Annotated in this window: 17 protein-coding genes; 7 read left to right on the top strand and 10 right to left on the bottom strand. The window is 70.1% G+C overall.

The window, feature by feature from the left end; translation table 11 throughout:
• Nucleotides 1-99: 99 nt before the first annotated feature.
• Nucleotides 100-2,733: a DNA translocase FtsK gene (locus DK427_RS12625; protein WP_109951570.1), complete on the bottom strand. Its 2,634-nt coding sequence runs from the start codon at nt 2,731-2,733 to the stop codon at nt 100-102.
• Nucleotides 2,734-2,894: 161 nt separating this feature from the next.
• Between DK427_RS12625 and mtnA the strand changes: the two genes are divergently transcribed.
• Nucleotides 2,895-3,992: an S-methyl-5-thioribose-1-phosphate isomerase gene (gene mtnA / locus DK427_RS12620; protein WP_109951569.1), complete on the top strand. Its 1,098-nt coding sequence runs from the start codon at nt 2,895-2,897 to the stop codon at nt 3,990-3,992.
• 79 nt (nt 3,993-4,071) lie between these two features.
• Here the strand turns inward: mtnA and DK427_RS12615 are convergent, their stop codons facing one another.
• From DK427_RS12615 to DK427_RS12590, 6 genes are all read right to left on the bottom strand, one after another.
• Nucleotides 4,072-5,061 (bottom strand): MaoC family dehydratase, encoded by a 990-nt coding sequence (locus tag DK427_RS12615; protein WP_109951568.1) that lies wholly within the window; start codon nt 5,059-5,061, stop codon nt 4,072-4,074.
• An 8-nt stretch (nt 5,062-5,069) separates the two neighbouring features.
• The gene (gene ychF, locus DK427_RS12610; RefSeq protein ID WP_109951567.1) at nt 5,070-6,167 is read right to left on the bottom strand and encodes a redox-regulated ATPase YchF; all 1,098 of its coding nucleotides are present in this window, start codon (nt 6,165-6,167) and stop codon (nt 5,070-5,072) included.
• Between the two features lie 9 nt (nt 6,168-6,176).
• Complete coding sequence (locus DK427_RS12605; RefSeq protein ID WP_109951566.1) at nt 6,177-6,626, bottom strand: PIN domain-containing protein; 450 nt, start codon at nt 6,624-6,626, stop codon at nt 6,177-6,179.
• Nucleotides 6,616-6,849 (bottom strand): hypothetical protein, encoded by a 234-nt coding sequence (locus DK427_RS12600; RefSeq protein WP_109951565.1) that lies wholly within the window; start codon nt 6,847-6,849, stop codon nt 6,616-6,618. Before DK427_RS12600 ends, DK427_RS12605 begins: the two co-directional genes overlap by 11 nt.
• Nucleotides 6,850-6,895: 46 nt before the next feature.
• Complete coding sequence (gene pth, locus DK427_RS12595; protein WP_109951564.1) at nt 6,896-7,516, bottom strand: aminoacyl-tRNA hydrolase; 621 nt, start codon at nt 7,514-7,516, stop codon at nt 6,896-6,898.
• A gap of 81 nt (nt 7,517-7,597) precedes the next feature.
• On the bottom strand, nt 7,598-8,287 hold the full coding sequence (locus DK427_RS12590; RefSeq protein WP_109951563.1) for a 50S ribosomal protein L25/general stress protein Ctc: 690 nt from the start codon (nt 8,285-8,287) through the stop codon (nt 7,598-7,600).
• A gap of 260 nt (nt 8,288-8,547) precedes the next feature.
• On the opposite strand from DK427_RS12590, the gene leuB reads away from it, so the two are divergent.
• Nucleotides 8,548-9,657 (top strand): 3-isopropylmalate dehydrogenase, encoded by a 1,110-nt coding sequence (leuB, locus tag DK427_RS12585; RefSeq protein WP_109951562.1) that lies wholly within the window; start codon nt 8,548-8,550, stop codon nt 9,655-9,657.
• A gap of 124 nt (nt 9,658-9,781) precedes the next feature.
• Here the strand turns inward: leuB and DK427_RS12580 are convergent, their stop codons facing one another.
• Nucleotides 9,782-10,201, bottom strand: coding sequence for a hypothetical protein (locus DK427_RS12580; RefSeq protein ID WP_109951561.1), 420 nt, complete (start codon nt 10,199-10,201; stop codon nt 9,782-9,784).
• A gap of 160 nt (nt 10,202-10,361) precedes the next feature.
• Nucleotides 10,362-11,180: a hypothetical protein gene (locus DK427_RS12575; protein WP_109954137.1), complete on the bottom strand. Its 819-nt coding sequence runs from the start codon at nt 11,178-11,180 to the stop codon at nt 10,362-10,364.
• 363 nt (nt 11,181-11,543) lie between these two features.
• Here DK427_RS12575 and DK427_RS12570 point away from each other — a divergent pair, with 363 nt between their 5' ends.
• From DK427_RS12570 to DK427_RS26295, 4 genes are all read left to right on the top strand, one after another.
• The gene (locus DK427_RS12570) at nt 11,544-12,578 is read left to right on the top strand and encodes an aspartate-semialdehyde dehydrogenase (protein ID WP_109951560.1); all 1,035 of its coding nucleotides are present in this window, start codon (nt 11,544-11,546) and stop codon (nt 12,576-12,578) included.
• 173 nt (nt 12,579-12,751) lie between these two features.
• On the top strand, nt 12,752-13,840 hold the full coding sequence (locus DK427_RS12565) for a hypothetical protein (RefSeq protein ID WP_109951559.1): 1,089 nt from the start codon (nt 12,752-12,754) through the stop codon (nt 13,838-13,840).
• A gap of 446 nt (nt 13,841-14,286) precedes the next feature.
• Nucleotides 14,287-14,700 carry a hypothetical protein gene (locus DK427_RS12560; RefSeq protein ID WP_162559780.1) on the top strand — a complete coding sequence of 138 codons (414 nt, stop codon included), beginning with the start codon at nt 14,287-14,289 and terminating at the stop codon, nt 14,698-14,700.
• 115 nt (nt 14,701-14,815) lie between these two features.
• Nucleotides 14,816-14,959 (top strand): hypothetical protein, encoded by a 144-nt coding sequence (locus DK427_RS26295; protein ID WP_162559779.1) that lies wholly within the window; start codon nt 14,816-14,818, stop codon nt 14,957-14,959.
• On the opposite strand, the gene DK427_RS12555 is transcribed toward DK427_RS26295, so the two are convergent.
• Entirely contained in the window at nt 14,951-15,598 is a 648-nt protein-coding gene (locus DK427_RS12555; RefSeq protein ID WP_109951557.1) for a CatB-related O-acetyltransferase, read from the bottom strand. The genes DK427_RS26295 and DK427_RS12555 overlap by 9 nt on opposite strands.
• 240 nt (nt 15,599-15,838) lie before the next feature.
• Between DK427_RS12555 and rimP the strand changes: the two genes are divergently transcribed.
• The gene (rimP, locus tag DK427_RS12550) at nt 15,839-16,630 is read left to right on the top strand and encodes a ribosome maturation factor RimP (RefSeq protein ID WP_109951556.1); all 792 of its coding nucleotides are present in this window, start codon (nt 15,839-15,841) and stop codon (nt 16,628-16,630) included.
• Nucleotides 16,631-16,649: the final 19 nt, after the last annotated feature.

Raw genomic sequence — 16,649 nt, 5'->3', positions numbered from 1 at the left:
CGGGCCCCGATCGGCGTTGCCGAACCACCAGCGCGCTGCCCTGGACCCGCTAAAGGTACTGGACCTTTGGGATCCGGGACCTTGCGGACAGCGTCCGCCTCAGATCCCCTGCTGCTCGGTCTCGACCAGGATCTCGCGTTTTCCCGCGTGGTTGGCGGGGCCGACGATGCCCTCGATCTCCATCCGCTCCATCAGCGAGGCGGCGCGGTTGTAGCCGATCTGCAGTCGACGCTGGATGTAGCTGGTGGACGCCTTCTGGTCGCGCAGCACCACCTGCACGGCCTGCTCGTAGAGGTCGCCGCCGGTCTCCCCGAAGGCGCCCTGGTCGAACACGGCGCCGTCCACCTCGATCTCGGCCGTGCCGGCCTTGCCCTTGGCCCCCTTCCCCGCGGCCTCCTCCTCGTCCTCCGCCGTGACGGCGTCGAGATAGGCGGGGCGGCCCTGGCGCTTGAGGTGGGCGACCACGCTCTCGACCTCGGCATCCGAGCAGAAGGGCCCGTGCACGCGGGTGGTGCGCCCGCCGCCGGCCATGAACAGCATGTCGCCCTGGCCGAGAAGCTGCTCGGCGCCCATCTCGCCCAGGATCGTGCGCGAGTCGATCTTGCTCGTCACCTGGAAGGAGATCCGGGTCGGGAAGTTCGCCTTGATGGTCCCGGTGATCACGTCCACCGAGGGGCGCTGGGTGGCCATGATCAGGTGGATGCCCGCCGCCCGCGCCATCTGGGCCAGCCGCTGGATCGCCCCCTCGATGTCCTTGCCGGCCACCATCATCAGGTCGGCCATCTCGTCCACCACGATCACGATGTAGGGCAGAGGCGACAGGTCCATCGCCTCGTCCTCGTAGATCGCCTCGCCGGTCTGCCGGTCGAACCCGGTCTGAACGGTCCGCGTCAGCACCTCGCCGCGCGCCTGCGCCTCCTGGACGCGGGCGTTGTAGCCGTCGATGTTGCGCACGGCGATCTTGGACATCTTCTTGTAGCGCTCCTCCATCTCGCGCACGGCCCATTTGAGGGCGATCACCGCCTTCTTCGGGTCCGTGACGACGGGGGAGAGCAGGTGCGGGATGCCGTCGTAGACGGACAGCTCCAGCATCTTCGGATCGACCATGATCAGGCGGCACTCCTCCGGCTTCATCCGGTAGAGGAGCGACAGGATCATGGTGTTGATGGCCACCGACTTGCCCGAGCCGGTGGTGCCGGCAACGAGCAGGTGCGGCATGCGGGCCAGATCCGCGATGATCGGCTCGCCGCCGATGTTCTTGCCGAGGCACAGAGCGAGCTTGTGCTTCGTCTCCACGAAGTCGGCCGAGGCCAGGAGCTCGCGCAGGAACACGGTCTCGCGGCGGGTGTTCGGCAGCTCGATGCCGATGGCGTTGCGGCCGGGCACGACCGCGACGCGGGCCGAGACCGCCGACATCGAGCGCGCGATGTCGTCGGCGAGCGAGATCACCCGGCTCGACTTGGTGCCGGGCGCCGGCTCCAGCTCGTAGAGGGTGACGACCGGGCCGGGGCGCACCGCCAGGATATCGCCGCGCACGCCGAAATCGCCGAGCGTGGCTTCCAGCAGGGTCGCGTTCTGCTCCAGCGCGTCGGCCGAGACGAGGCTCGCGGCCGACGGGCCGCGCGGTTCCGCCAGGAGGCCGAGCGCCGGCAATTCGTAATCGTCCGGGTGGACCGGGGGTGGCAGGGGCTGGCGCCGGGCCGGCACGGGCGCGGCAGCCGGCGGCGCGACACGCGAGCGCGGCGGCTCGGGCGCGTCGTCGTCCTCGTCCACCTCCGGCAGGTCTGCCGGCGCGCTCGGGGGCCGGGCGCGCTGCGGCCGCGGCGCTTCCATCTCGTCGAAGACCGGCTCGCGCCGGGAGGACGGCCGGTTCTGGGCCGGCGGAACGTGGTCGGCCCAGGGCGCCTCCTCGTCCGCGAAGGCGCGCTGCGCCGCGAGCGTCGGCGAGGCGCCCGCATAGGCGAGATTGCCCGACCGCCTGTCGCGCCAGCCCTCGACCGCGTCGCCGAGCGCCGCGCGACCCCGCATCACGGCCTGCGCCAGCGCGCCGAGTCCGACGAGGCCGAGGCCCGGCTCGCCCGCGACGTCGCGCTCCTCCGAGCGGTGGGCGGGGCGTCGTACCGGCGGGGCGGGCTCGTAGGCGTCGTAGGCCTCGTCCGCGTCGTTGAGGCCGGCACGGCAGGCGCCCGTGAGGCTGAGGATCGCCACGACCGCGTAGGCGAAGCCGACCAGCGAGGCGACGGGCCCCGCGACGGCGCCGACCACCGTGCGGCCGAGGCCGAGCAGCGAATCACCCGCCACGCCGCCGAGCCCGGTCGGGAGCGGCCAGCGTGCGGTCGGCGGCAGGGCGCTGGCCACCGCGCTCGCGGCGCAGAAGCCGATGATCCAGAGCGCGATGCGCAGGCCCCCGCGCGGCAGGTCGCGCTCACGCATCAGCCGCATGCCCCACAGGGCCGGCGGCAGGACCAGGGCGAGGGAGCCGAGGCCGAGGATCTGCATGGCGAGATCCGAGACTACCGCGCCGGGACGACCCAGCACGTTGTGGGCGGCCTGATCGGTGGCGTGGTTCAGGCTCGGGTCGTCGATCGACCACGTCGCCAGCGCCACGGTCATCGCCACCGCGGCGGTGAACAGCACGAGGCCGCCCATCTCCGTCAGCCGCCGCGCCAGGAACGGGCGCAGCGTGTCGACGAAGGTGTCGTAGGGCGACGCGGAGCGGCGAAGCGAGCGCATGCGGGACCGGACGCGTGAAGGGGCAATGGCCGTGAGGCACTTGGCCAAAACGCTACGGATGACCCGTTAACGGGCGGCTAAGGTTGAGGAAGGCTCAACCGGAGGATGCGGCCGGGCCCGGCCTTGGTGCAATCGGCGCCCCGTTGTGGCAGACCGCTGCCATGAAGATCGACGGCCGCTCCTATCGCACCATCGTGCCGCACGCCGACGGCGTCAGCGTCGAGGTCATCGACCAGACGCGCCTGCCCTTCGCCCTGGAGATGAGGCGGCTCGCCACGCTCGACGACGCGGCGGTCGCGATCCGCACCATGATCGTGCGCGGCGCGCCGCTGATCGGCGTCACCGCCGCCTACGGGCTCGCGCTGGGCTTGGCGGAAGACCCCTCCGATGCCGGCCTCGCCCGCACGGTCGAGGTGCTGGCCGCCACCCGTCCCACCGCGATCAACCTGCGCTGGGCGTTGGACCACGTCGCCGCCAAGCTCCGCCCCCTCCCCGTGCCCGAGCGCTTCGGCGCCGCCTTCGCGGAGGCGGGCCGCATCGCCGAGGAGGACGTGGCGAGTTGCCGGGCGATCGGCGAGCATGGCGGGCGGCTGCTGGCCGACCTCGCCAGGGCGAAGGGCCGGCGCATCAACGTGCTGACCCACTGCAACGCGGGCTGGCTCGCCACGGTGGATTGGGGCACCGCGCTCGCGCCGATCTACATGGCGCACGAGATGGGCGTCGATCTCCATGTCTACGTGGACGAGACCCGGCCCCGGAATCAGGGCGCGGCGCTCACCGCCTTCGAGCTGAATGGGCACGGTGTGCCCCACACGGTGATCGCCGACAACGCGGGCGGCCACCTGATGCAGCACGGCGAGATCGACGTCTGCATCGTCGGCTCGGACCGCACCACGGCCTCCGGCGACGTCTGCAACAAGATCGGCACCTATCTGAAGGCGCTGGCCGCCTCCGACAACCGCGTGCCCTTCTACGCCGCGCTCCCCTTCTCGACGATCGACTGGACGCTGTCGGACGGCGTCGCCGAGATCCCGATCGAGGAGCGCGACGGGCACGAGGTCACGCACCTGACCGGGCGCCTGGCGGACGGGGGCTTCGCCACCGTCGAAGTGGTCTCGCCCGGCAGCCCCGTGGCCAACCCCGCCTTCGACGTGACGCCCGCTCGCCTCGTCACCGGCATCATCACGGAGCGCGGCGTCTGCGAGGCCTCTCCGGAAGGCCTGCTCGGGCTCTACCCGGAGCGGCGCCGGGCGGCCTGAGCAAGCAGGGCATCCCCTCTCCCCGCACGGCGGGGAGAGGGGAAGGCGTGGCGCCTCCGGTGACCCGACGGCTCCCGCTCTACGGCTCCCATTGCGCGAACACGGCCGAGTCGAAGCGGAAGACCTCCTCGCCGTGCTGGTTCGTGCCGGTGTTGTGGGCAAACGCCAGCCCCCAGCCCGGGCGCGAGGTCGAGGCCCGGCGGTCGGTGAGCGTGGTGCGGTAGCGGATCGTGTCGCCCGCGTAGACCGGCTTCAGCCAGCGCATCTTCTTGAAGCCCGGCGAGGGCCCGAGCATCGGCGCCGGTCCGCGGGCGGCCGTGTAGGCGTGGTCGCGCGCCCGCGTCGTGGTCAGCCGCCGCATGTAGGCCGCCGCCGTGTGCCAGCCCGAGGCGCACAGCCCGCCGAAATGGGTATGCGCGGCGGCTTCCGCGTCGAGGTGGAAGACCTGCGGGTCGTAGGCTCGCGCGAAGGCCACGACGTTCTCGGGCGTGAAGGTGTAGGGTCCGAGATCGCGCGTCCGGCCGATCTCGGCCAGACCGATGAAGTCGAGGATCTCCGCGTCGTCCGGCTCCGGGCGCTGGGCCGGCGTCGCCAGGGTCACGGGCCGGGGCGGCGGCGGCTCCGCCCCGCGGCGCTGGAACATCACCGAGAAGGCTTGGGTCATCACGATGCGGCCCGCCCCGTTCTCCAGGCGCGCGGCGAAGCGCACGAAGCCGAGCCCCGCCTTCGATGCGGAGGCCCGGCAATCCTCCACCGTGGTCTTCAGGACGAGGCTGTCGCCAGGCACCACGGGAAGCATCCAGCGCAGCTCGTCGATGCCCGGCGAGCCCAGCGTCGAGGCCCCGCGGAACACGCTGGCGTGCAGGAGCCTCATGCCGAGCGCCGCGCTCTGCCAGCCGGAAGCGATCAGCTTGCCGACGAAGGTCGATTCCGCGGCCGCCTCGTCCAGGTGGAAGGGCTGCGGGTCGAACTCTCGCGCGAAGGCGACGATCTCGTCTCGGCCGACCGTCAGCGGGTCGCTGACGAAGCGGTCGCCTGGCTTGAAGTCCTCGTAGAAGGGTGCCGACATCGGGCGCCTCAGTTGGCGAAGCGGAAGTGCAGCACGTCGCCGTCCTGTACCCGGTACTCCTTGCCTTCCAGGCGCAGCTTGCCGGCGTCGCGCGCGCCGCCCTCCCCCTTCAGCGCGACGTAGTCGGCGTACGCGATGGTCTCGGCCCGGATGAAGCCCTTCTCGAAATCCGAGTGGATCACGCCGGCCGCGGCCGGGGCGCGGGTGCCATCCGTGATCGTCCAGGCGCGGGCCTCCTTCGGGCCGACCGTGAAGTAGGTGATGAGGCCGAGGAGATCGTAGCCCGCCCGGATCACCCGGTTGAGGCCGGGCTCCGTGAGGCCCACCGCCTCCAGGAACTCGGCTTGGTCGGCCGCCGGCATCACGGCGATCTCGCTCTCGATCTTGGCCGAGACCACCACGGCGACCGCGCCCTCCTGCTTGGCGCGGGCGAAGACGGCGTCAGAGTGCGCGTTGCCCTTGTCGGCGTCGCCCTCGTCCACGTTGCAGACGTAGAGCACGGGCTTGGCCGTCATCAGGCCGAGCTGGCGGAACAGGAACTCCTCCTCGGGCTTGCGCTCGACGAGGCGCGCCGGCTTGCCGTCGCGCAGCAGCGGCAGCGCCCGGTTGACGAGGTCGAGGAACTCCTTGGCCTCCTTGTCGGCGCCCCGGGCCTTCTTCTCCAGGGCGACGACGCGCTTCTCCAGGCTCTCGAGGTCGGCCAACATCAGCTCGGTCTCGATCGTGTCGATGTCGGCGATCGGGTCAACCTTGCCCTCGACGTGGGTGACGTCGCCGTCCTCGAAGCACCGCACCACGTGGGCGATGGCGTCCACCTCGCGGATATTGGCCAGGAACTGGTTGCCGAGCCCCTCCCCCTTCGAGGCGCCGCGCACCAGCCCGGCGATGTCCACGAAGGTCAGCCGCGTCGGGATGATCTCCTTCGAGGAGGCGATCTTCGCCAGCGCCTCGAGCCGCGGATCCGGCACCGCCACGTCGCCGACATTCGGCTCGATGGTGCAGAACGGGTAGTTCGCCGCCTGAGCCGCCGCGGTCTGCGTCAGCGCGTTGAAGAGGGTCGACTTGCCGACGTTCGGCAGGCCGACGATGCCGCATTTGAAGCCCATGGCTCAGTCCTAATGCTCGGTCATGACGGCCTCGGGGCCGACGGTGAAGGGGTTGAGGATGGTGGTACCGCGGACGGTGCGGCCGTGCTGGTAATCCTCCGACAGGAGGTAGCGGCATCCGGCCCGGATCGCGGCGGCGAGGATCACGCAGTCCCACCACTGGAAGGTGGTTTCCTTCCGGATCTTCCACGACTGCGCGATGAGTTCGAGATCGGTGGCGCCGTGGGAGAAGGGTTGCAGCGCGGCGGTCATGCGCTGCATCTCCCCCTCGTCGATGCCGACTTTGCCCCGCAGGATGGCGTTGTGAAGTTCGCCGAGGATCTGGGGGCTGACGATCAGGGCATCGCGTTGCGCGAGCGTCGCGAGCCAGTGCGCAGCAGCCCTCTGCTTGTCGGGGTAACGATCGTCGCGAGCGTAGAGAAGAACGTTCGTGTCGACGAAGACCAGCTCAGTCGTCATCGTAGAGCTGCGCCGTCGTCGGAGCCTTCCCGTTCTCGTCCAGCACGTGAAGTGGCGGCCCCGCCAGGAACATGTCGAGCGCCTCGCGCTGCGTCATCGGCCGGCCGACCCGCTGCTCCACGGCCTCGGCGACGAACTTGGACAGGCTCTTGCCGTCGCGCGCGGCCGCGACCCGCGCCCGCTGCAGCAGCGCCTCGCTTATGGTCACGGTCACGTTCTTCATCGCTGCCTCCGGGTCGCCCTCGATATCGTGTCCTCGTGTTTCCGTGTCAATTCTTCGGCGGGGCACCCCGCGCCACCGTCTTCACGTCGTCCCAGCCGCGGCCCGCCATGGCGAGGTGGACCTTGTTCTGGAAGCTCGCGTCGTCGCCCGCGGCGAGGATGGGCGCGTGGTCGGCCACAGCCCGGCGGAGATCCTCGACCCAGGCCTCCTCGGCCTTGCCGAAATCGTTGAGCACGTAGGCGTGCACCTGTGCCTTGTCGCCCGGATGGCCGATGCCGAGCCGCACGCGCCGGTAGTCGTTGCCGCATTGCGCGGTGATCGAGCGCAGCCCGTTATGGCCGGCATTGCCGCCGCCGAGCTTCACCCGGAGCTTGGCGGGGGGCAGGTCGAGCTCGTCGTGCAGCACGATCACGTCGCCGAGCGCGATCTTGTAGAAGCGCTGCGCCTCCGAGACGGCGCGGCCGGACTCGTTCATGAAGGTCTGCGGCTTCAGCAGGATGGCGCGCTCCGAGCCCAGCACCACCTCGGCGGCCTCCCCCTGGAAGCGGCGGCGGAACGGGCTCGCCCGGTGGACGCGGGCGATCTCGTCGACGGCGAGAAAGCCGATATTGTGGCGGTTGCGCGCGTAGCGCGGGCCCGGATTGCCCAGGCCGACGATGAGCCGCATGGGTCCCTCGCGACATGAAAATGCCCCGGCCGCGGGGCCGGGGCATCGGGAGGTAGAACGGGACGCAAGAGGTCCCCGGGATTACTCCTCGGTCTTCTCCTCGGCGGACTCATCCGCCTCGGCCTCGGCTTCCGCCTTCTCCTCGGCGGCCTCGGCGGACTGCGCCTCGGCGATCGCGGCCTCCTCGGCCTCGACCTCGGCACCGAGCACTGTCGGCGGCACGACGTTGGCGACCGGATCGGTCGCCTCGCCCGTGTAGGTGCCGGCCGGGATCTTCAGGTCGGAGACGTGGATCACGTCGCCGATCTCGCGGCCGGTGAGGTCCACCTCGATCGCGTCCGGGATCTGGTCGGGCGCCACGTCGAGCGAGAGGGTGTGCAGGGTGATGTTGAGGGTGCCGCCCTGCTTCTTGATGCCGGGGGCCGCGTCCTCGTTCACGAAGTGCACCGGCACCTCGACCACGACGGTCTGGCCCTTGACGACGCGCAGGAAGTCGACGTGCAGCGGCGCACCGGTCACCGGGTCGAGCTGGAAGTCGCGCGGGATGGCGCGGACCTTCTTGCCGCCGGTCGTGATCTCGAACACCGTGGTCTTGAAGCCGCCGGCATAGATCAGGGTGCGGGTGCGGATGAGGTCGACGGCGATCGACTCGGGCGGCTGGCCGGCACCGTAGACGACGGCGGGAATCTTGCCCTGGCGACGAACGGCCCGGGCGGCCCCCTTGCCGACCCGGTCGCGTGCCACGGCCTCAAGCGACTTCACTGCGCTCATGGCGTGATCCTTCTGAATGATGGCATGGGCAAACGAGAAAGGCCGCCCGAAGCGGACGGCCCGACCGATCCCCAGTGCGCCCGTGCCTCCAAGGGTGTCTGTTGGGCGCGGGGGGCGCTTACACCGGGACGCGCCGGAAGGCAAGGACGGCCGCCGCGCGAGGAACCTTGCCAAGCCGCGCCAGCCGAGGAACCTTGCCAAGCGGCGCCAGCCCTCGATAGAGCCCGGCCTGATCATTCTCATCAGGACGAGACCGCGCCATGGCCAGCTACAACCTCCTGCTCCTCCCCGGCGACGGGATCGGCCCCGAGGTGATGGCCGGCGTCGAGACCGTGCTGGCGGCCTTGCGCGAGACCGGCATCGCCCGCTTCGAGACCGAGACCGACCTCGTGGGCGGCGCGGCGATCGACCGGCACGGCAAGCCGCTGGCCGACGAGACCCTGGAGCGCGCCAAGGCCGCCGACGCTATCCTGCTCGGAGCGGTCGGCGGGCCGAAATGGAACGGGGTCGCCTACGACATCCGCCCGGAGGCCGGCCTGCTGCGTCTTCGCAAGGATCTCGCCCTCTTCGCCAACCTGCGCCCCGCGATCTGCTACCCGGCGCTCGCCGACGCTTCGGCGCTCAAGCGCGAGCTGGTCGAGGGCCTCGACATCATGATCGTGCGCGAGCTCACCGGCGGCGTCTATTTCGGCGAGCCGAAGGAGATCACCGTGCAGGCGGACGGCTCGAAGCGCGCGGTCGACACCCAGGTCTACACCACGGGCGAGATCGAGCGGATCGCCCACGTCGCCTTCGACCTCGCCCGCAAGCGCTCGGGCCGCGTCGCCTCGGCGGAGAAGAACAACGTGATGAAGTCGGGCGTCCTCTGGAAGGAGGTCGTCACGCAGGTCCATGCCGAGCACTACGCCGACGTCGCGCTCGAGCACGTGCTCGCCGACAACTGCGCCATGCAGCTCGTGCGGCGCCCCAAGCAGTTCGACGTGCTGGTGACCGACAACCTGTTCGGCGACGTGCTCTCGGACGTCGCCGCCATGCTCACCGGCTCGCTCGGCATGCTGCCCTCGGCCTCCCTCGGCGCGGCCGGGGACGGCGGGATGCGGCGCGCCCTCTACGAGCCCGTGCACGGCTCGGCCCCCGACATCGCGGGCGCCGACAAGGCGAACCCGATCGCCATGATCGGCTCGCTGGCCATGTGCCTGCGCTACTCCTTCGGCCTGGGCGAGGCCGCCGACCTCCTCGACGGCGCCATCACCGACACGCTCGCCGCCGGCACCCGCACGGCCGACATCGCCGCGGACGGCGCCGGGGCGGTCGGCACGAAGGCCATGGCCGAGGCGATCGCCGCCGCCGTGCGGGCGCGGGCGGCGTAGATCCTCGGGGGCCCTGCCCCGAGACCCTGCCCAAGGGCCTGCAGGCCCTTAGGAATCCCCGGAACGAGAAAGGGGCGCGCGGCCCTCGCCGCGCGCCCCTTCGCATCGGAGGGATCCGATGATCTCAGTACGGGTTGCCGTAGCGCGACACGTAGGAGGTCGGGTCGATCGCGTCGACGAACGAGAGGTCGACGTTGCGGATCGAGCTGTTGCGGGCGCCGATGAACGGGCCGTTGGTGATCGGGTCGGGCAGGATGCCGAAGCCGAAGCGGTCGTTGCGGCCGTAGACCGGGTTGAGCTGGTTCGACTGCGCGATCAGAACCGGGTTGGTGGCCGGGTTCGAGACCGAGCCGTTGTTGGCCTCCACCACGTTGCCGGCGTCGAGCCAGCTGCGCGGGCGGATGCGGATCGGCAGCGGGCGGCTCACCCGGTAGTAGCCGACGCCGGGAGCGTAGCCGTCCTGGGCCTGGACCGGGGCCGTGCTGCCGAGCCCGATACCGGCGACGGCGAGGGCGCCCAGCAGGGCGATCTTGATCGAGCGCATGTCGCACCTTGGTTAAAGCGGGGGTGATCGTGGCGGGAAAGTGTTAACAATCCGCCGCGTCCTGTTGTTGAGTAGACGCCTGAGCGTTGCCGTGGTTCCACCCGTACGGCCGAGCTAGCACGGATTTGCCCCAGATTCGCCTCATTTTTTCGTGGCCGTCCTATCCGCGTCCGGCCGCGGCGCGGCGGGCGCGGATCGAGCCGGTCCGGCCCACCGGCGGGTCTGCCGCGGCGCTCGGCTGAGGCGGCCGGCAGCCGGGATCGCGGCGCGTCTCGGCGGCGCGGAACAGGTCCGCGGCCGGGCCGTCCGCCCCCTCCAGGGTCAGGGCGTCGAGCGCGCAAGCGAGCGCCCGCGGCTCGGGCGGCTGGGCGAGCGGCGCACAGAGCCAGCCGTCGATGCGCAGCGGCGCGGCGGTGAGCGTCGCGAAGCCGGTGCAGACCCGCCGCGCCGCGCCGGCCAGCGTCGCCTCCAGGGTCACGATTGGGCCGAACTTGGTGTCGATCCGGCCCCGGATGCCGGTGCGGACCACCGCGATGCCGGGCCCGTCCGCGCCCCGCCGGACCAGCGTCACGAAGAGGCTCGGGGCCTCCCCGCCGGCCTCGCGGGCGAGCGTCAGGCGCAGAGCGCTCGACTCGATCGCGTCGAAATCGCCCCGGGCCAGCGTCTCCTCGCGCAGGCCCGTCACCGGGTTGAGTCGCACCGGCTCCAGCCGCACCGGATCGATCGCCTCCGGCTCGTCGAGCCCGAGCCGGCCGGGCAGCGACGGCGCCGCCGTCCGGGCCGGGGCCGCGACCGCGGACGGCACGAAGGGGGCCTCGGCGGCGGACGGCTCGGGCGCCACGGGCGGCGCCTCGCTCCGGCCGCGGGCCAGAAGCGCCAGCAGCGCCACCGCGCCGCAGGCCGCCGCCAGCTTCAGGCTCAGCCCGAGCAGCGGCAGGCGCGCCGGGGCTGGTTCGTCGTCGGTCCGGTCGAACGGCATCGTGCGCAACGGGGTCCGGGGGCTCGCCTCGGCGGATCCGCGTCCGCCGCGCCCCGAGCTTCGCCGCGGGTCCCGCACCAAGAGGTTGCCGCGGCTCCCGGCATCAACCGGTTCCCGCGCCCAGGGTGAATCGAAGGTTGCGGCTGTGACGGCCTGTGCGCCACCGCCGCTTGACAGGCGCGCAGGTCCGGCGTCTTGCTCCCCGCGGCTGCCGCACCCACCTGCCCGTCAGGTCCGGTGCGCGCGGCCATGCCCGCATTGGGGCAAGCGATCCGGCCGGTGGGCCTGCGTCGCGGCAGGCAGAGGTGCCGGGGCCCGCGCGAGACGCGGTGGACGGGTCGCGACGGACAAGCGGAGTGGACAATGGGCTACAAGGTCGCCGTCGTGGGCGCCACGGGCAACGTGGGCCGCGAGATGCTGGATATCCTGGCCGAGCGGGCGTTCCCCGCCGACGAGGTCGTGGCGCTGGCCTCGCGCCGCAGCCAGGGTCAGGAGGTCTCCTTCGGCGACAAGATTCTGAAGGTCAAAGCCCTCGACACGCACGACTTCTCCGACACCGACATCTGCCTGATGTCGGCCGGCGGCGAGGCCTCGAAGGAGTGGAGCCCCCGCATCGGCCAACAGGGTTGCGTGGTCATCGATAACTCGTCGGCCTTCCGCTACGACGCGGACGTGCCGCTCATCGTGCCCGAGGTGAACGCCGACGCGATCGCGGGCTTCACCAAGCGCAACATCATCGCCAACCCGAACTGCTCGACGGCCCAGCTCGTCGTGGCGCTCAAGCCCCTCCACGAGGCGGCCGGCATCAAGCGTGTGGTGGTCTCGACCTACCAGTCGGTCTCCGGCGCCGGCAAGGACGCGATGGACGAGCTGTTCAACCAGACCCGGGCCGTCTTCACGGCCGGCGAGGTGACGAACACCAAGTTCACCAAGCGCATCGCCTTCAACGTCATCCCCCACATCGACGTGTTCATGGAGGATGGCTACACGAAGGAAGAGTGGAAGATGGTCGCCGAGACCAAGAAGATGCTCGACCCGAAGATCAAGCTCACGGCCACCGCCGTGCGCGTGCCGGTCTTCATCGGGCACGCGGAAGCGGTGAACGTCGAGTTCGAGCGCCCGATCACCCCCGAGCAGGCCACCGAGATCCTGCGCGCCGCCCCGGGCGTGCTCGTGGTCGATAAGCGCGAGAACGGCGGCTACATCACGCCCCACGAGGCGGCCGGCGAGGACGCGACCTACATCTCCCGCATCCGCGAGGACGCCACGATCGAGAACGGCCTGAACTTCTGGTGCGTCTCGGACAACCTGCGCAAGGGCGCGGCGCTGAACGCCGTGCAGATCGCCGAGGTTCTGATCAACCGCAAGCTCCTGAACAAGGCCAAGCAAGCGGCCTGAGGTTTCGCGAGCCGGTACTGCGCCGGCTCCTCGCCGGATCCCGATTGATCCGTCCAACGCCGTCCCACTCGCGGGGCGGCGTTTCTCGTTTCGCCGGATATAGGAATTATAACTGGATATTCCTTTTTTGTTCTGGTATTTGATCCTAATCGAGGGCGATTTGGGTCGGCGCCATGACGAGACGGGAACCGGTCGGTGACGAGATCCGGCAGCTGAGGGGTGTCCTGGCCGGGCTCTCCCTCGACACGAAGCTGCTCCGCCTGGAGCACGCCCTGTGGCGGAAGGGCTGGTCCGACCAGCCGCGCGCTCCGGCCGGGCAATCGGACGGCGGGCAGTGGGTCGCCGGCGGCGGCGGTGGCGCCGTCGATCCCGAGGTGCTGCGGCTGGTCACGCCGCAATGGGCCCAGATGCCCGAGGCCGAGCCCGCGCAGAGCCGAGAGGAGACCCGTCTCGAAGACGGGACCCGCATCCTCTCGATCCGCATCCGCGCGGGCCGGCGCGACTTCGACGAGCAGCACGCGGTCACCGCGCCGGACGGCGAGAGCCGGATCTTCGAGACGCTGGGCGCGACGCAGACCATCCGCGACGGCGTCTCCGGCGAGATCCTGGGGCGCAGCACCTTCACGGCGAACGGCGTCGAGCCGGACGCGACGATCCAGCCGGCCCTCCTTCCGGCGGTTCCGGCCGCGGTGGTGGCCGCGCAGGTCCTGCGCACGCTGGAACTCGCCGGCACGCTGTTCTCGTTCCTGTCAGCGAGACGCGGCGGCTACGGCACCGTCCTCGGCACCACGGCGCACGAGTTCCGCGGGGCAGAGGACTTCAGGGAGATGCCGGCGATCTGGGTCGGACGGGTCGATCAGCAGGACCTCGAGGCTGCCTGTCCGAAGACTGGAGAGATCCAGACTCGACTCGACGCGGTCAACGCGGCCGTTCGGCGGGAGGGCCGGCTTCGAACGCCCAGCCAGATCGGCATCGAGGTTCACGCTCGCATGGATCGCTGGGTCAAAGATCAAGACGATAGTAACTTCAAGTCGGAACTCTCGATCGATCGAGACGGGTTCGAGATCTTCACCAACCCGGCAGGGACGAGCCGGCTCGACATCTACCATCAGGCCCGGCCCACGGTCACCTGCGTCTATGACCACAAGACAGGGAGCCGCGGCCTCGTTTGGTCGAACGCGGTGCGCTACGCGTCCGCTGCGAAGAAACATTTCCCGACGACGCAGCGGATCATCGTCATTCAGGTAAGGCCGCGCACATGACCACAATCGAGCAGAGACGTTGGCTTTCTCGAAGTCTCTTGAAGCGCAATTCTGATCTGGTCCAGATCGATAGATTTTCGATCTGGATCCGGCCCATTAAACACTGTATAGCCGGAATATGGATCAAAAGTTGTAGGGACAAGAATTTATTCTACCCCAAATTTAACGTCACTCCGCTCTACTGGGTAGGCGCAAGCACCGAAGAGCAGGTCTGCAGTTATACAGAATATTTTCCACGGAAGCCTCGTCCGGCTCCGTTCACACGAGAGTATCTCCTAGAACACAGATTCGGACCTCTGCCAGCTTCGGCAGCGCATGACGCATGGCGAGCGAGTGTCGGTCTCTGGGAATGGACGGCCCCCGGCATCGACCGCATTTTCACACGCGCGGTTGAGGAACAGGTGTTGCCATTGCTGCGTCCCATGTCCGCGGATCACCGTGCTTACTTGGATTTCTACCGTCGCTACATTGTTCCTGATGGCAGACTGCACGATGAACAGCGCATGGCGATCGCGATAGCGGAGGGGTGCCTCGACGAAGCGCGCACGTTCCTCGCGCAGGTCTGGAAGTGGTACGAGACGGACAGCTACGGCGACTACGAGCCGCCGGACCAGATCGACTATCCGAAGCCTGGCCAAAGGAAACGGGCTGCCATCCAGGCTTGGGAGAAGGCCTACCTCTGTACCGGCTATCGTAAGAAGCGCCGCCGCATCCTCGAAGTTGTCGAACCGCTGCGGACCGGCGACCGCTCAGCGCTTGCGGCCATCCTCCACCGTTGGGAGGCCGAGGCGGCGCGGTTCCACGGCGTCGAGCGCTGGTGGGAGCCGACGCCGTTTCCCATCGAGGAGGGGCTAGGCTGAGTGACCGATGAAGGGAGCCGCGCGCTTCTCTCGGACGCGAACTATGTGGGTACTTTCCCGCACAATGCGGAACCATCGCTGCGGCACAGGGGGGGCTCCTCACAGGATGCCCGCCATGCTCGTTCCGGAACCGCCGCGCCTCCGCCGTCGCGAGGTTTGCCTCCTCTGCCTGCTGGCCCTCTGGGTCGTGGCTCTGCTCCGCGTCGAGCACGCGCCGCCGCTGACGCCGCCGGCCGTGCCCTACGCCGCCTCACGCTGAGGCGGCGGCCTCCAGCGCATCGACGTCGCCGTCGCCGATCGCGCCGAGATGGGCCGTGATCCGGTCCGCGTCCCAGTCCCACCACGCGATCGCCACGAGCCGGGCGATGTCGGCGTCCGAAAAGCGCATCCGCACGACCCGGGCCGGGTTGCCGGCCACGATCGCGTAGGGCGGCACGTCGGCGCTCACCACGGACTTGGCCGCGACGACAGCGCCGTCGCCGATCGTGACGCCCGGCAGGATCGTGGTCTCGTAGCCGAGCCAGACGTCGTTGCCGACGACCGTGTCGCCCCGGTTCGGGAACTTGCCGGCGGGCACCGTCGCCCAGGCGCCGCCGAAGATCGCGAACGGGTAGGTCGAGGGCGCGTCGAGCCTGTGGTTGCCGCCGTTCATCAGGAAGCGTGTGCCGGCCGCGATCGCGCAGAAGCGCCCGATCACGAGGCGATCGCCCAGGAAGGCGAAGTGGTACAGGATGTTGTCGAGGAAGGCGCGGGGTCCCGCCGGGTCGTCGTAGTAGGTGTAGGCGCCGACCTCGACGTTCGATGGCAGGTCGAGGTTGCGGATGAAGGTGACCCGCGGATGGTCCGCCAGCGGGTGCAACCGGCCCGGGTCCGGTCCGGTACGCGCGTCGTGGGCCATGCGGGCTCCTGATTCGGTCGCGGGAGCGCGCAAGGTGGCGCGCCGAGAGGGCGAGAGCGTGGAGATCTCGGCTCCGGGAACTTGAACTTGCCCCGGTCCGGGGTTATCTACGCACCAACAGTTCTGATGGCAGTCGAGAGGCTGCGGTTCGGAGTGGGTCCCCCGGGGCCCGCTCTTTTTTATTGCCGCATCCCGCTGTCGATCACGCGCCCCGCGGGCGCCCGGAATCGCGAGACCAGCATGGCGGAAGCCCCCGAGAGCATCACACCCGAGAATCCCACCCCCGAGAAGCGCCTCGTCACGGAGAGCGGCGTTGCCGCCCGCGTCGTCCAGGTGATCGAGGGCGCGGTCGAGGGGCTGGGCTACCGGCTCGTGCGGGTGAAGGTGACATCGGGCGGCAACGCCACGGTGCAGATCATGGTCGAGCGGCCCGACGGGCTCTGCGCGATCGAGGATTGCGAGGCGGTGAGCCGCACGATCTCGCCGCTCCTCGATCTCGATGACCCTGTCGGCGGCGCCTACAACCTCGAGATCTCCTCGCCGGGCATCGACCGGCCGCTGGTGCGGGTCTCCGACTTCGCCCGCTGGGCCGGCTACGAGGCCAAGGTCGAGCTTGCCCGCCCGCTCGACGGCCGCAAGCGCTTCCGCGGCATCCTGGGCGAGCCCGACGCCGCGATGCTCACCGTGCCGATCGACCTGCCCGACGTGAAGGAGGGCCTGCCGAGCCGCATCGTGCTGCCGCTCGCCGACCTCGCCGAGGCGCATCTCGTGCTCACCGACGACCTGATCCGTGAGTCGCTCCGCCGGGGCGGCCCGCCGGACGAGGACGCCGACGGGCCGGAGGAGGACGAGGAGCCCGAGGAGGAGGCCGCGCCGCAGGTTCGCTTCATTCCGGCCCCGAAGCGCCCGAAGCCGAAGGCGGACCGGCCCGTGAAGGCCAAGTCCTCTGCCAAGCCCGCCAAGGGGCCCGGCCCGAGGAAGCCCGTGATCACCAAGGCGAACCGCCTCAAGGACCGCGACTCGTTCCACTGAGCGCGGCGCCACCCGTTTT

Source organism: Methylobacterium radiodurans (assembly GCF_003173735.1).
In the GTDB taxonomy this organism is placed as follows: Bacteria; Pseudomonadota; Alphaproteobacteria; order Rhizobiales; family Beijerinckiaceae; genus Methylobacterium; species Methylobacterium radiodurans.
Note: the sequence above shows the minus strand (reverse complement) of the source record. Positions and strands in the feature narration are given on the sequence as shown.

Coding starts and splice junctions, on each gene's coding strand:
- DK427_RS26295 (WP_162559779.1), top strand. CDS start 14,816: ATGCTCGTTCCGGAACCGCCGCGCCTCCGCCGTCGCGAGGTTTGCCTC.
- leuB (WP_109951562.1), top strand. CDS start 8,548: ATGGCCAGCTACAACCTCCTGCTCCTCCCCGGCGACGGGATCGGCCCC.
- DK427_RS12605 (WP_109951566.1), bottom strand. CDS start 6,626: ATGACGACTGAGCTGGTCTTCGTCGACACGAACGTTCTTCTCTACGCT.
- DK427_RS12555 (WP_109951557.1), bottom strand. CDS start 15,598: ATGGCCCACGACGCGCGTACCGGACCGGACCCGGGCCGGTTGCACCCG.
- DK427_RS12565 (WP_109951559.1), top strand. CDS start 12,752: ATGACGAGACGGGAACCGGTCGGTGACGAGATCCGGCAGCTGAGGGGT.
- rimP (WP_109951556.1), top strand. CDS start 15,839: ATGGCGGAAGCCCCCGAGAGCATCACACCCGAGAATCCCACCCCCGAG.
- DK427_RS12625 (WP_109951570.1), bottom strand. CDS start 2,733: ATGCGCTCGCTTCGCCGCTCCGCGTCGCCCTACGACACCTTCGTCGAC.
- pth (WP_109951564.1), bottom strand. CDS start 7,516: ATGCGGCTCATCGTCGGCCTGGGCAATCCGGGCCCGCGCTACGCGCGC.
- DK427_RS12600 (WP_109951565.1), bottom strand. CDS start 6,849: ATGAAGAACGTGACCGTGACCATAAGCGAGGCGCTGCTGCAGCGGGCG.
- DK427_RS12575 (WP_109954137.1), bottom strand. CDS start 11,180: ATGCCGTTCGACCGGACCGACGACGAACCAGCCCCGGCGCGCCTGCCG.
- DK427_RS12615 (WP_109951568.1), bottom strand. CDS start 5,061: ATGTCGGCACCCTTCTACGAGGACTTCAAGCCAGGCGACCGCTTCGTC.
- DK427_RS12580 (WP_109951561.1), bottom strand. CDS start 10,201: ATGCGCTCGATCAAGATCGCCCTGCTGGGCGCCCTCGCCGTCGCCGGT.
- DK427_RS12570 (WP_109951560.1), top strand. CDS start 11,544: ATGGGCTACAAGGTCGCCGTCGTGGGCGCCACGGGCAACGTGGGCCGC.
- DK427_RS12590 (WP_109951563.1), bottom strand. CDS start 8,287: ATGAGCGCAGTGAAGTCGCTTGAGGCCGTGGCACGCGACCGGGTCGGC.
- mtnA (WP_109951569.1), top strand. CDS start 2,895: ATGAAGATCGACGGCCGCTCCTATCGCACCATCGTGCCGCACGCCGAC.
- ychF (WP_109951567.1), bottom strand. CDS start 6,167: ATGGGCTTCAAATGCGGCATCGTCGGCCTGCCGAACGTCGGCAAGTCG.